We start from the raw sequence: 14,468 nt of genomic DNA on the forward strand, positions 1-14,468 counted from the left end.
CGTTTGCCATTTTCTGGTAGCAGAAATTTTGAAAAAATTGAAATAGATGCAACCAGTTCAGACAGGAATGCTCATGATTAACGAAATTCAACACACCGCTGAAACCAAAATGCAGAAATCCCTTGAGGTATTGCGCGATAATCTGTCCAAAGTCCGAACGGGTCGCGCTCATACCGGGATACTTGATCAGGTTGAAGTAGAATATTACGGAAGCATGGTTTCAGTTAGTCAGGTTGCCAGCGTAACTTTACTGGATGCGCGTACCATAGGGGTGAAGCCTTATGAAAGCAAAATGGCTGCCGTTATTGAAAAAGCAATTCGTAACTCCAATCTTGGTCTGAATCCGGCGGCCATGGGAGACCTAATTCGGGTGCCAATGCCCATGCTCACGGAAGAGCGTCGTAAAGATCTGATAAAAGTAGTTCGTGGTGAAGTTGAAGATGGTCGGGTAGTTGTCCGCAATGTCCGTCGTGATGCCAATAATGATCTCAAGCGCCTGCTTAAGGACAAAGAAATCAGTGAAGATGAAGCACATCGTGGCGAAGAGGCAATTCAGAAGCTTACCGATAAATACATTGCTGAAATTGATAAAATGCTGGCCACCAAAGAGGCCGACCTGATGGCAATCTAAACCTTTTAATTGACGTAAAGGATGTGTTTTGACTAACAGTAGTACCCAAAGCGTACCTGATCACACCGAAATTCCGCGTCACATAGCCGTTATCATGGATGGTAACGGGCGCTGGGCTAAAAAGCGTTTTATGCCTCGTATAATGGGGCATAAAAAAGGTCTGGAAATTTTGGAAGAAATGACCGCCAATTGTTCACGTATGGGCGTAGAGTATCTGACCGTCTTTGCTTTTTCTACCGAAAACTGGCGTCGACCGATTGAAGAAGTTAATTTTCTTATGAATCTGTTTTTGCAATCATTGCAAAAACGGGTACAAAAACTGCATAAGAATAACCTGCGTCTGCGTGTTATTGGCGATCGTAGCCGTTTTGCAGCAGAAATCGTACGTGGTATCGAAGATGCCGAAGCATTAACAGCCGCTAATACCGGTCTTACACTGACAATTGCTGCTGATTATGGTGGTCGCTGGGATTTTTTGCAGGCCGCTAATCAAGCTATTGCGACGGGTATCACCGAGCTGACTGAGACCAGTATTCTTCCATATTTGTCACTTGGCGATGCGCCAGAACCGGACCTGTTTATCCGAACTGGTGGCGAAACACGTATCAGTAATTTTCTTCTATGGCAACTGGCTTATACCGAGTTGTATTTCACGCCGGTCCTGTGGCCTGATTTTGATGAATCCCAACTGGATACAGCTATCCGCTCCTATCAGGTGCGGGAGCGACGGTTTGGCAGAACTTCGGAGCAGTTGCCTCCTACCCAACAGCGTCCTTGATTTTATGCTCAAACAACGTATTCTCACTGCATTGATTTTATTGCCCCTAATGATAGGTATGTTGTTTGGGGCTAACAACAACCTATGGGCTGCTTTCAGTGGTCTGATCGCATTACTGGCATTATGGGAATATGCCCGTATTGTTCATTTTTCTAGCATCCAGAATGCTCTCTATCTGCTATTGAGCGCAGCAGGAGGATGTTATCTTTATTTCTCTTATCACCAGACTGCATTGCCACTGTGGATACAGATAACAGTATTGCTATTTTGGCTGATTATCGTACCAGTCTGGTTAAAATTTAAATGGACAATCAGGCCAAACCTCATTGGTATACTGATTGGCTGGCTATTAATGATACCTTTCTGGCAAGCCTTAATATCACTGCGAGCAGATATCACCGCAGCCACCACCCTGCTATTGATCATGGCACTAGTGTGGATTGCCGATATAGCAGCCTATTTCGTCGGAAGGGCTGTGGGTAAACGCAAACTAGCACCAACAATTAGCCCGAATAAAAGCTGGGAAGGTGCGATTGGTGCAGTTATCTGCGTTGCTATCTATACAATTGTCCTGCAACAGCAAGGCTGGTTGCCCATTACCTTACCTTGGTGGCAAACCCTGTGCCTTGCAGTGGTGCTGACTGCTGTGAGTATTTGTGGCGATTTATTGGAAAGCTGGCTCAAGCGTGCCGGAGGGGTAAAAGACAGCAGCCAGCTTTTACCCGGTCATGGCGGAGTATATGACCGGGTCGATTCTCTGATTGCCGTACTAAGCGTTTATGCAGCCTTATTGGCCTGTTTTAGTAAAGTGATTTCCTGATGAATGGTTGTAATCCAACATCCATAACCATCCTTGGAGCTACTGGAAGTATTGGTCTGAGTACCCTGGATGTTATTGCCCGCCATCCCCAACGGTTTACTGTTTTTGCGCTGACTGCATACCAGCAGATTGATCGTCTGGCAGAATTATGTATCCGTTTTCAGCCAGTTTATGCTGTAGTTGCCTCTGCAACACAGGCAAGCGTTCTGCAAGTACAATTACAGGCTGCTGCCGTAGCTACCGAAGTATTATTCGGTGAGCAGGCTTTATGTGATGTCGCTCAGGCCAGTGAAACTGATGCAGTGATGGCTGCTATTGTCGGTGCTGCTGGGCTAAAGCCTACTCTGGCCGCAGCCAAAGCAGGTAAAACCATTTATCTGGCAAACAAAGAAACACTAGTAGTTGCCGGTGCATTATTTATGCAAACTGTACAGCAAAATGGTGCACGTCTGTTACCGGTTGACAGTGAACACAACGCCATTTTTCAGGCTTTGCCGGCAGACTATCAGGGTGATCTGAAACAGGCAGGAGTGGCATCGCTGATTTTAACTGCATCGGGCGGCCCTTTCCTGCATACCGCACTGGCAGATTTTGCTGCCATAACCCCAGAAGCCGCGATACGACATCCTAACTGGCAAATGGGGCGCAAAATTTCCGTTGATTCAGCCAGCATGATGAACAAAGGGCTGGAATTAATAGAAGCCCGTTGGCTGTTTAATGCCACTGCCAAACAGCTGGAAGTAGTTGTCCATCCGCAAAGTGTGATACACAGTATGGTGCGTTACATAGATGGTTCAGTGTTAGCACAAATGGGTGAACCGGATATGCGTATTCCAATTGCGCATTGTCTGGGTTTGCCAGCAAGAATTGAGTCAGGCGTTAAACAGCTGGATTTTACCCGTCTAAGTGGCTTAAACTTCTTGGCACCAGATTTGGTACGCTTTCCATGCCTGAAACTGGCCTATGATGTATTACATAGTGGCCATGCTGCCAGCTCCTGTATACTTAACGCGGCAAATGAAATTGCAGTGGACGCCTTTCTGAATGGGCTTATTCGTTTCACAGATCTGGCATCTGTTTCAGATAGTTGCTTGCAACACTTCAGCGGACAATCTGCGTCATCCATAGAGGAGTTATTACTGCTGGATGCACAGGTGCGTAGTATAGCCAGAACATGGGTAGCCAGCCGAGCTGCCAGATAAGAACAGGATAAACCATGTTATTAACCATTGTTGCTTTTATCGTAGCGATTTTACTGTTGGTAAGTTTGCATGAATTAGGCCATCTGGTGGTAGCACGCTGGTGCGGAGTTAAAGTACTGCGTTTTAGCATTGGTTTTGGTAAACCATTTTTCTGCATAAAGCGCGCCAACATCGAATGGTGTCTGGCACCAATCCCCCTTGGTGGCTATGTTAAAATGGTTGATACCCGTGAAGGCGATGTTAGTGAAGCTGATTTGCCCTACGCTTTTGACCAGCAACATCCGCTAAAACGCATTGCAATCGTTGTTGCCGGCCCACTAACGAACCTGATATTAGCAGTAATGCTTTATGCCGCCAGTTTTAGTATAGGTGGCATTACCCAGATTCGTCCTTGGATTGGCATAGTCGAACCGGCAAGTGTAGCCGCAGACGCAGGTTTCCAGTCTGGTGACCGCATCATTAGCGTGAATGGGCAAACAGTAACTGAGTGGACAGATGCTCAGGCAAAAATCATGCTCAATCTGGATAGTGGTAAAGTCCGGGTTGATGTCATTACGGCCGCAGGACAGCCAGCGCAGCGGCAGCTGAATATTGCTGGTACGGATGCCGCAGATAATGTTGCCAAAACCAGTTATTTGGGTATCATGCCTTTTAAAGTTATCAACCAAATAGGCATGGTTGTACCCGATAGTGTGGCCGCAAAAGCGGGTCTGCGTACCGGTGATACCTTGTTAACCATTAATGGTCGCAAACTGATAAACTGGCAGGATTGGGTGGACAGTATCCGTGCCAGTGCTGGCGCTAAACTGGACATAACCTATCAGCGCAGCGGACAGACACTGCAAACCAGTTTACGGCCGGATTCAGTACTAGAAAATGGTACCATCATCGGGCAGGTTGGTGTAGGAGCCATGCGTGATAAAGCATGGGATGCCCAGATTCGCCGGCATTACCAGCCTAGCTTTTTTCAGTCAGTACAACTGGCTATGCAGCGTACATGGGATTACATTACACTAACCCTTTCCATGTTTGCCAAGTTACTCACCGGTCAGGCATCACTGCATTATCTTTCCGGTCCTTTGACTATCGCCGACGTAGCTGGCAAAACCGCAGCGATAGGCTGGCAGAGCTATACAGAATTTCTAGCCCTCGTCAGCGTAAGCCTTGGGGTGCTAAATTTATTACCCGTTCCCGTGTTAGACGGAGGGCATTTACTGTATTATGCGATCGAATGGATTCGTGGCAAGCCTCTGAGTTTACGTATACAGGAAATAGGGCTGCGTTTTGGTATTGCTGCCATGTTAATGTTGATGCTGGTGGCTTTCTTTAATGATATTACCCGTTTGTTTGGATGAATGATGAAATTAAAGCAGATTACTGTCAGTTTAATGGCTCTGAGCCTGTCCTCACTGGCTTTAGCAGTACAACCGTTTACCATAAAAGACATTCGGGTAGAAGGTTTGCAGCGTACAGCTCCTACAACCGTTTTCAGTTACCTGCCGGTTAAAATTGGCGATACCTTTACCGATACAGAAGGCGAAAACATCATCAAAAGATTATATGCCACAGGTTTCTTTGATGATGTGCGGGTTGAAACCATGGGTAATCAGGTGCTGTTAACAGTAGTTGAGCGGCCGATTATCAGTAATTTCGATGTTACCGGTGGCAAATCAATCAACAATAACGACATCAAGAAAAACCTAAGTAGCTTTGGCTTAGGTCAATCACGCGTATTTAATCCGGTTACACTAGAACAGGCCATGCTCGGTTTGCAGGATGCATATCGTCAGCGCGGCAAAAATGCCGTGAAAATCACACCTAAAGTCACCAGACTGGAACGTAATCGTGTCGCACTTGAATTGAAAATTGATGAAGGTTCAACCACAACCATCAAATCTATCAATTTTACTGGTAACAAACAGTTTTCAGCACATACCTTGCGCAACCAGATGTCATTAAGCCAGAGAAGCTGGACAAGCTGGTTAACCAGAGATGACCGCTATTCCGATACCCAGTTACAGCAGGATCTGGATAAAATTAATAACTATTATCAGGATCATGGCTATCTGAATTTTCGTATCGCCGATGTCAAAGTCAATAGCAGCGGAGACAAATCGGCTCAGATGATTAATATCACAGTAGATGAAGGAAACCGTTATCGCTGGGGTAAAGTAACCGTTAATGGCGATACCCGTGAAGTACCGGTAGAGTCATTACAGAAACTGATTAAAATTAAACAGGGTAAATGGTATAACCGCTCACAGCTAATTGAAGCCATTAGGGCAATTCAAGAAAAAATGGGTAGTTCAGGCTATGCTTTTTGTCAGGTTAATATTCGCCCAATACCTGATGAAAACACCCATATCGTAGATTTCGTGTTGAGCGTCGTACCAGACCGTAAAGTATACGTTAATCAGATCAACATCACTGGTAACAACAAAACCCGAGATGAAGTATTACGACGTGAATTGCGACAAATGGAACGTGCTCCATACGATGTATCCAAAATTAACCGTTCCAAAGAGCGTATCCAGCAGCTTGGCTACTTTGATAATGCTCAGGTAGATGTCAAACCCGTTGCCGACACACCAGATCAAGTTGACTTGGATGTGAGCGTCAAAGAACGCTCAACCGGTTCCATCAACGTCGGTGCAGGCTGGGCACAAAATGATGGCCTGTTGCTGTCAGCAGGTATTTCACAAGATAACCTGTTCGGTACCGGCAAATCTGCCAGCCTGCAACTATCCCGTTCCAAGGTGAATCAGGTTGCTGCCTTGTCATTCACCGATCCGTACTTCACTCCCGATGGCGTCAGTCTGGGTTATAACATGTACTATCGTGGTTATAATCCAAATAAATCAGATAGTAATTCCATGGACTATAAAACTACAACAGTAGGCGCAGGCATGACTCTAGGCGTTCCCGTTACAGAGTATGATCGCGTCAACTTTGGTTTAGGTGTTGAACACCTTGGAGTCAAACTATTTAGCAGTCCACCATGGCGTTATAAAGAGTTTGTTGACAAATACGGCGAAAATAACTGGATTTTCAAAGGAACCGTAGGTTGGGGGCGCAATACGACAGATAGTGCAGTATGGCCGACTCGTGGATATATTACAAATGCCAATATTGATGGTGGCTTACCTGGTGGTGATCTACAGTACTATAGCATTAGTCATGACCAACGCTGGTATTTTCCATTAAGTAAAAACTTTACCTTTATGCTGTATGGCCAGCTCGGATATGCAGACGGCTATGGTAAAACCAAAGAATTGCCATTTATGTATGCGTTCAATGGTGGTGGTCTGGGTTCAGTGCGCGGTTATGAATCTGGTACATTAGGTCCCAAATACTATAATAAGCAAAGTGAGGGCTATAGTAGTGATGCCAGTAGTTATGGTGGTAATTATATCGCTACAGCAACTGCCGAATTATTATTCCCTTTTCCTGGCGTTAAAGATCAACATACAGTTCGGTTGAGTATGTTTGCCGATGCTGGTAGCGTATGGGATAATCAAACACATGAGATTCGTCCGGATGAAAAAAATCCATATAATACCAAGAATCATAAATCCACTTTCAGCAAAGAACTTCGTTATTCGGCAGGCTTAGCTATTACTTGGTTATCGCCGATGGGACCACTGAAATTCAGTTATGCCTATCCGATTAACAAAAAGCCGGAAGACCAGCTACAACGCTTCCAGTTCCAGTTAGGAACCACGTTCTAATCGTAGTTAGATAAGGACAAATTCATGCTTAAAAAAATAGTCATAACATTTGCTGCTACCCTGCTTTCCTGTACTCTGGCATGGGCTGAGAGCATACAAAAACTTGGCTTTATTGATACCAGCAGAGTTTATCAGCAATCTGTTCAGGCACAGTCCATCCAGAAAGAACTAGATAAAGAATTTGCGCCAAGGCAGAAAAAACTACAAGCCATGCAAGCTGAAGGCATGAAACTCAAAGAAGCAATTGAGTCAGGTAAAATCCCTGCGGCAGAACGGGAAGCAAAAATCAAATTGATGCTGCAAATGGATCAGCAATATAAAGATGCCGCAGTTGAACTGGCAGAAGACTATAATCTGCGCCGCAACGAAGAATTTGCCTCACTCCAGCAAAATGCAAATAAAGTCATCATTGATATGGCACGAAAAGAGGGCTATGACCTCATCATTCAGGATGCCATATTTGTTAACAGCAAATTTGACATCACTGATGCAGTTATCAAAGCATTAAATGCACAAAAACAGTAAGGCAGAATTATGGCTGTGAACCAGATAACCGCCTCAGCGCTGGTTGAACAACTGGGCGGACAACTGCGTGGTGATGATGTCACTATCACCAGCATAACTTCATTGCAACAGGCGCAAGCTCATGATATCAGCTTCCTGAGTAATCCCCGTTTGCGTTCTGAGGCGATTGCCAGCCGTGCTGGCATCTTAATTGTTACAGAAAAATCTGCTGAAGCTTTAGCTGGTCGTTCCCTGATTGTTACCGACGATCCTTATCTTTATTTTGCGCGCGTTGCGCGTTTGTTTCATCCACGTCCTCAGTCCAAAGCAGCTATCCATCCCAGTGCAATCATTGCTCCAACAGCACAAATTGCAGCCAGTTGTGAAATTGGGGCTCACGCTGTTATTGGAGAACACTGTGTCATTGGTGAAAATACACGTATTCTGGCCGGCACAGTGATTGAAGAAAACTGTACAGTAGGCAATGATTGCATTATTCATGCCAACGTAACCATTTATCATGGCTGTCAGCTAGGTAACCGCGTAGAACTGCATTCTGGTTGTGTCATTGGAGCCGATGGATTTGGGTTTGCTTGGGATAAACAGAAAAACGAGTGGTTCAAAATTGTTCAGACCGGCTGTGTCGTTTTGGGCGATGATGTTGAAGTCGGTGCCAATACCACCATTGATCGTGGTGCCATTGAAAACACGATTGTTGAAAAAGGCGCCAAAATTGATAATCAAGTAATGATTGGCCATAACGGCAAAATCGGAGCCCATGTAGCAATTGTGGCCTGTACCGGCATTGCTGGTAGTACAGAAGTGGGAGACTATACCGTTATTGGTGGTGCAGCCATGATTGGTGGCCATTTAAATATACCGCCAAAAACAACCATTGGCGCCGCTACTGCTGTTAGTCACAGTATCAAGGAAAGTGGCTATTATGCATCTATGTTCCCATTACAAAAACACAATGACTGGGTAAAAAATGCTGCGCATATTCGTCATTTACACGAAATGAGTCAGAAAATAAAAGCATTAGAACACCAATTAGCCGAATTGAACGGCAATTCATCAAACCAACAGGATTAAAGCAATGGATTGGTCTTTACCTATAGACGTTCGTACCTTACAAAAATTGTTGCCTCACCGTTATCCATTTTTACTGATTGATCGTGTTACCGCTTACGACAGCGAAAACATGACCCTGAGCGCAATCAAAAACGTAACTGCTAATGAACCCTTTTTTCTAGGTCATTTTCCCGATTTTCCAGTTATGCCCGGCGTTCTGATTATCGAAGCCATGGCGCAGGCCTGCGGCACACTGGCCATACTTAGCCATGGTGGTCGTGATGATGATGAAATTTATTTCTTCGTTGGTATCGATAACGCCCGTTTTAAACGTCAAGTTATACCCGGTGACCAACTCAGATTTGAAGTTCAACTACTGGCAAACAAACGCGACATCGGTAAATTCAAAGCTACTGCCTGGGTAGACAATCAGATTGCAGCCGAGGCGGAAATCATGTGTGCCAAACGCAAGGTCGATAAATAAAGGTTGCTCATAGCCACACATAAAGTGCATATCGTGCACACCTGAAACATTAATCACATATGATTAAACTAGTCGTTAAACCACGACTGTAGGAAATATACATGACGCAGATTCATCCCACAGCCATTATTGATCCCAAAGCCGAACTCGATAGTAGCGTATCTGTGGGTGCTTATACCGTAATTGGTGCCAATGTGCAGATTGGTGCCAATACCAATATCGGACCACATGTCGTTATAGATGGACATACCACTATTGGGACAGGCAACCGGATTTTTCAGTTTGCTTCTCTGGGAACGATTCCACAAGATAAAAAATACCGTGGTGAACCTACCAGACTGATTATTGGTAACAACAACACCATCCGAGAATTTACCACCTTCAATACCGGTACCGTTACCGGTATTGGTGAAACCCGCATTGGCGATGATAACTGGATTATGGCTTACGTTCATCTGGCTCATGATTGTGTTGTTGGCAGCCATACAGTCTTTGCCAACAATGCATCACTTGCCGGACATGTTGTCATTGGTGATTATGTAATACTGGGTGGTTTCTCACTTGTACACCAATTTTGTAATATTGGCGCCTATGCCATGACTGCATTCGCAGCTGGTGTACATAAAGATGTTCCACCGTATGTAATGGCCGCCGGTTATCGCGCAGAACCTGCCGGGCTTAATACCGAAGGCTTACGCCGCCATAACTTTACAGCAGAGCAAATCACCAACATCAAACGTCTGTATAAAATTCTTTATCGGCAGGGATTAAGTTATGCTGATGCCAAAGCCAGAATTATTGCAGAAGCAGACTCAGCACCCGAACTACACGTGTTCAAAGAATTTTTTACCCACTCTACACGTGGCGTAATCCGTTAGAACCAGCAAAATAAAACAGGTAGATTGGCCAGAAGTTAATCTACCTGTTTTATCTATATAACCAGACTTCAATCAGACAAATATATTCTTGAGCATCAAATCAAGTTCAAAACTGAGCGCAAAAACATCCTATTATTTATATAGGTATATCTGAAACAATAATTTATATTCAAAACCATATATCCAGATCATTTTCTCGGCAGAATATTCTATTATTTTATTATAGTAAAATCTATTGAAACTAAACGTGCCTCTGAAAATTTAAAAGTAATTACAGCGTGGTTTGTCCCAACAAGTATCACCATATAAATAACATCTACAGTATCCAGTTGCACCATATCAATCCTGCACAGTATAATTAAATGGTAAAATGTTAATAACAAAGGGAAAATGAATGCTTCAATTCATAGCAAATATACTTGAGGAAATACTGGATATAATCCTTTCAATATTTTTACTGAGAAAATACAGGGAAGAAAAACAACTTCCACAACAGCCCATAGAGAAAGATGTTTATAACCACATCATATACTATTGGATTATTCCAACACTAATAGCAGGCATAGGAGTCATTATTTATATAATATTAACTTACTTCTTCCATGCTCAACTAAAAACAGTACTCTGCATATTATTAATATATTTTAGCGTAAGTATATATTTATATTTTAAAAGTGAAAAATGGTTTGACTGTTAAATATAGATTTAAGCAGACAAGAGCAACACTCAAAATTACATTTGTATATTTAACTTAATCTGAAGTCATCCTATCCAAGTAACTCAAATCAGCATATTAATGTAATTTAGCGCCCATCTGAATAATAAATGGGGTACACAAAATATCATCTTTTATCAAACTGATTTGAAAAACGAACTTTCTCCTTAAGAAAGCTCGTTAATATAGTCACGCTAGAAAGTATAGAGGCAAAGTAAACTTTAACAGTCTAAATCATCAATTAGCTCTTCTCACTTATCTTGCGTAACAAAGCCCACTTTCACCAGACCAGCATCCCGTGCCGCGGCCAAGACCTGCGCAACATAATCATAAGCAACGTGTTTATCAGCAGCAATGGCCAGTACCACATCGGGATCAGCCTGTGCTTTCAGATGTAACTCATTTTGCAGTTGTGCTAACGAAAATGTCCGATCACCTAATTTATATTGTCCATCAGCCCCAATAGATAAACGTAACGGCGATTTCGGTTCTGATTGTTGTGCCGCATTGGTATTAGCGGCAGTAGGCAAAGATAATGGAATCGAATGGGTTAATACCGGCATCGTAATCATAAACACAATCAACAGTACCAGCATTACATCAACCAGCGGCGTTACATTAATATCTGCTGATTCATGAACCTCATCATCACTGAAATGACCAAATGCCATTACTTATCCTCATTATTCAATAATTGTGCATGTAAATCATGAGCAAAGCCATCAAGATCACGACTTAAATTTTTCTTGCTGCGTACCAGAAAGTTATAAAACAACAATGCCGGAATAGCAGCAAACAAGCCAATAGCAGTGGAAACCAATGCTTCACCAATTGGGCCAGCAACTACAGCAATACTCATCTGCCCACTTTGGCCAATATTAATTAAAGCATGATAGATACCCCACACAGTACCAAACAGCCCAATAAATGGTGCGCTTGAGCTGATTGAGGCTAATACAGTCAAACCACTTTCATAGCGGCGCATAATCTGTTCCATACTATTGCGAATCTGGCTTGAGAGATACTGATTAAAAGGCATAGCGGCGGCCAGTGAGTGATTAGCTTTATCATGATAAAGTTTACAGGCTTGCAGAGCGTTACGCGTCAGTAAAGCTACTGGAGACTGATTACCGGCCAGTTCATGCTGCAACTGAGCCAGATTTTCAACAGTTGCAAAACAACTTAATGCAGCTCGGTTATCACGTTTGGCACACCATAAACAGTAGCAACGTATTAACGCAATAATCCAGGTCATCATGCTCATCAAGACAAGAATGGCCAAAACCGTCAGCAAAATCCAGCCACTCTGGGCATAAATTGAAGCAATATTACCGTTCATAAGAATAATTACCTTCAAAGTTAACAATGATTTAATCAAATCATCTCAAAATCTAAATTACCATGATTATTATCAATTATTTATATTAAAATATATATTGAAGTTGTAGCTGTGTGGGATCGGAACCCCATCACGAGTGGCTGGTTTGAAGCGATGTTTCAACACCGCCTGCTTAGCTGCACGATCAAGGCGGCGATAACCACTACTTTTACTGATTACTACGTTCTGTGCAGTACCATTTGCTGAAACCGAAACAATTACCCCCACAGAACCCTCTTCTCCATTTTCACGAGAGTCATTGGGATAAGGAGGTCTTAATTCTGTCAGAAATCCACCCTGATATTCTTTTGGTATGACCACACTGCCACCAGTCTGACCCTTGCTACTTTTGCCATTAGCAGATGTGGTTTCAGACCCGCCACTATCATTTACAGATACCGAACCAGAAGAACTATTATTTGCAGGCGTAGGAGTTGTTGATGTAGTCTTTTCTGCCGTCGGCGATAAATTTGGTACATCCTCTTTTGTAGGCGTAACCTTAAATTGACTATGTGCTTTAGTTGTAACCACCGGCTTAATCAGCGATTTTTCAGGTATCACTTTTTTAGCCGGTACGGTTACCGAATTCTCGTGCATATTAGATTGTTGAGATCGTGGCTTCTGAGTGGCATCATCATTACCTACCTGATTTGCAATCATATTCAAATCAACAAAAGCAAGTGCTGGTGGATTAATATCGATTTCTTGTTCTACATGAGCAGCTATCAGTGCCCAGAATAGAAAAGCATGCATTCCCAGTACGAGAACTACAATCAAAAAATTGACTTTACGTTGGTTTTCCATATTTGCATCATGATAATAGAAACCATTATTATTTGCAATATGAACTAACACTAACATATGACAGGCCTAACTAGCTAAAACAAAGCAATTTATAAACTTATTAATACTTAATTAAGCTAGATTTAAAGCTGAATTAATACATAAAGAAGCTATTGCAAAAATATCCCATTGCCTAACTGCATTTGAATATTCTCAGTTATATAAAATTAAACGTTTAAGAAAATAAATGAAAGTGGTAAAGTCCTACAATACAATTAGCGTGTACTTAATACTAACTAACATATATGGATAAACAATTAATTATGAACAACAGGAGAGAAAATGAAAAAACAAACAATAGCAATCATGTCTGCGTTTGCTGCTGCCCAGACATTAGCAGCAACACCCACACTTAACTGGAGTATTCCGACTTCCAGCATAATACAAAATATCACCTTTGCTATTACCATCAATCAGGCAGCACCCGTTGATGAATTTTATTTTGCCAATCAATTTGGCTTTACCGGAGGCGGAGGAATAGCCTATACCGGTATCCAGCCAACTACTAATGCCAAAGATGGTTCACGCCAGTTCATGGTTTTATTCAGCAGCTTTCGTAAAGACACCATTGCCAGACATCCCAATTGCAAAAGTGGTGCAGATGGAGCCCGAAGTGGCGCTATTTGCCGCACATATATCCCGGGGGAACTTGGCGACACCTTTACTTTCAGAGTACAAAAAAACGGCAACCTATTAATGGGAACCGTTACCAATCAGACTACCGGACGTAGAGATATCATTGGGCAATGGGAAGTTAGCCCGTCGGCGGGCAATCTGGCTAATAAACAAGTTTCATGGATTGAAAATTACAAAATGAATAATCCATCATTTCATCTGACTTGTGATAAAAAAGGCTGGCCTTACTATGAAATTAAATTTTTACCACCAACGGCTAACAACAACACCATTAAAGGCAATATTTCCACCTTATCAGGTGGTTCACAGGCCTGTCCTGGCGCTATTACTTGGCAACATGACCAAAGCGGAACAATAGTAAAAGGTGGCTACAAATAATATCCACAGTTCAGAAATCTAAGAAGCACGTTTAAAAACGTGCTTCATGAATATTTACATCCATATCCGAAGAATACATTTAGACAGAATAGTAATAACAGCCAACCAAAAGCATAGAGACAAAAGAAAATTATATTCTAGATAAGAATACAGACTATTGTAGACACTATTCTTATTTCCAAACATTGTTTAATATCAGATAAAAGCAATCATTAAAATAAACGGCAAAAGTAACAGCTCATAATTAAATGGATGACAGAATCAGAAAAGCAGAATAATGGAGACAGAATAGAATCAAAAGCAGTCAGCGCAGGAAAAATAAAGAGTACAAAAGCACAATAACACAAAAAGGAGGAATAAATAGAATATTAAAAAACAGTCATCTGAAGAGAAATCGAAAAATAAAAGCGAGAAGTAGTTGA

Annotated in this window: 14 protein-coding genes; 11 read left to right on the forward strand and 3 right to left on the reverse strand. The window is 42.5% G+C overall.

All coding sequences use genetic code 11. The annotated features are described in order from the left end of the window. Positions 1-73: 73 nt before the first annotated feature. From frr to lpxA, 10 genes are all read left to right on the forward strand, one after another. Positions 74-631, forward strand: a complete 558-nt coding sequence (gene frr, locus J6578_RS04125) for a ribosome recycling factor (RefSeq protein WP_093093358.1) — start codon at positions 74-76, stop codon at positions 629-631. 28 nt (positions 632-659) lie between these two features. Next, positions 660-1,409, forward strand: coding sequence for an undecaprenyl pyrophosphate synthase (uppS, locus tag J6578_RS04130; protein WP_141683448.1), 750 nt, complete (start codon positions 660-662; stop codon positions 1,407-1,409). A gap of 4 nt (positions 1,410-1,413) precedes the next feature. Beyond that, positions 1,414-2,229: a phosphatidate cytidylyltransferase gene (locus J6578_RS04135; protein ID WP_287953958.1), complete on the forward strand. Its 816-nt coding sequence runs from the start codon at positions 1,414-1,416 to the stop codon at positions 2,227-2,229. Next, complete coding sequence (gene ispC, locus J6578_RS04140) at positions 2,229-3,431, forward strand: 1-deoxy-D-xylulose-5-phosphate reductoisomerase (protein WP_287953959.1); 1,203 nt, start codon at positions 2,229-2,231, stop codon at positions 3,429-3,431. The genes J6578_RS04135 and ispC overlap by 1 nt, the downstream gene beginning before the upstream one ends. Positions 3,432-3,445: 14 nt before the next feature. Further along, positions 3,446-4,786 carry an RIP metalloprotease RseP gene (gene rseP / locus J6578_RS04145; protein ID WP_093093352.1) on the forward strand — a complete coding sequence of 447 codons (1,341 nt, stop codon included), beginning with the start codon at positions 3,446-3,448 and terminating at the stop codon, positions 4,784-4,786. A gap of 3 nt (positions 4,787-4,789) precedes the next feature. Further along, positions 4,790-7,159 (forward strand): outer membrane protein assembly factor BamA, encoded by a 2,370-nt coding sequence (gene bamA / locus J6578_RS04150; RefSeq protein WP_287953968.1) that lies wholly within the window; start codon positions 4,790-4,792, stop codon positions 7,157-7,159. Between the two features lie 24 nt (positions 7,160-7,183). Continuing rightward, on the forward strand, positions 7,184-7,684 hold the full coding sequence (locus J6578_RS04155; RefSeq protein WP_093093350.1) for an OmpH/Skp family outer membrane protein: 501 nt from the start codon (positions 7,184-7,186) through the stop codon (positions 7,682-7,684). Between the two features lie 9 nt (positions 7,685-7,693). After that, positions 7,694-8,755: a UDP-3-O-(3-hydroxymyristoyl)glucosamine N-acyltransferase gene (lpxD, locus tag J6578_RS04160; protein ID WP_100120721.1), complete on the forward strand. Its 1,062-nt coding sequence runs from the start codon at positions 7,694-7,696 to the stop codon at positions 8,753-8,755. Between the two features lie 4 nt (positions 8,756-8,759). Beyond that, positions 8,760-9,218, forward strand: coding sequence for a 3-hydroxyacyl-ACP dehydratase FabZ (fabZ, locus tag J6578_RS04165; RefSeq protein ID WP_093093346.1), 459 nt, complete (start codon positions 8,760-8,762; stop codon positions 9,216-9,218). 101 nt (positions 9,219-9,319) lie between these two features. Beyond that, a complete protein-coding gene (gene lpxA / locus J6578_RS04170; RefSeq protein WP_287953960.1) occupies positions 9,320-10,096 on the forward strand; it encodes an acyl-ACP--UDP-N-acetylglucosamine O-acyltransferase in 777 nt (258 codons plus the stop codon). Positions 10,097-11,062: 966 nt separating this feature from the next. Here lpxA and J6578_RS04175 read toward each other — a convergent pair. The 3 genes from J6578_RS04175 to J6578_RS04185 all read right to left on the reverse strand — a co-directional run bounded on the left by J6578_RS04175 (position 11,063) and on the right by J6578_RS04185 (position 12,993). Beyond that, positions 11,063-11,482: an ExbD/TolR family protein gene (locus J6578_RS04175; RefSeq protein WP_093093340.1), complete on the reverse strand. Its 420-nt coding sequence runs from the start codon at positions 11,480-11,482 to the stop codon at positions 11,063-11,065. Then, positions 11,482-12,150 carry a MotA/TolQ/ExbB proton channel family protein gene (locus tag J6578_RS04180; RefSeq protein WP_093093338.1) on the reverse strand — a complete coding sequence of 223 codons (669 nt, stop codon included), beginning with the start codon at positions 12,148-12,150 and terminating at the stop codon, positions 11,482-11,484. The genes J6578_RS04175 and J6578_RS04180 overlap by 1 nt, the downstream gene beginning before the upstream one ends. A gap of 72 nt (positions 12,151-12,222) precedes the next feature. Next, the gene (locus tag J6578_RS04185) at positions 12,223-12,993 is read right to left on the reverse strand and encodes an energy transducer TonB (protein WP_239403114.1); all 771 of its coding nucleotides are present in this window, start codon (positions 12,991-12,993) and stop codon (positions 12,223-12,225) included. 321 nt (positions 12,994-13,314) lie between these two features. On the opposite strand from J6578_RS04185, the gene J6578_RS04190 reads away from it, so the two are divergent. Then, the gene (locus J6578_RS04190; protein ID WP_287953961.1) at positions 13,315-14,046 is read left to right on the forward strand and encodes a DUF3472 domain-containing protein; all 732 of its coding nucleotides are present in this window, start codon (positions 13,315-13,317) and stop codon (positions 14,044-14,046) included. Positions 14,047-14,468: the final 422 nt, after the last annotated feature.

Origin of the sequence: Snodgrassella sp., assembly GCF_024103505.1 — a bacterium.
GTDB lineage: Bacteria > Pseudomonadota > Gammaproteobacteria > Burkholderiales > Neisseriaceae > Snodgrassella > Snodgrassella communis.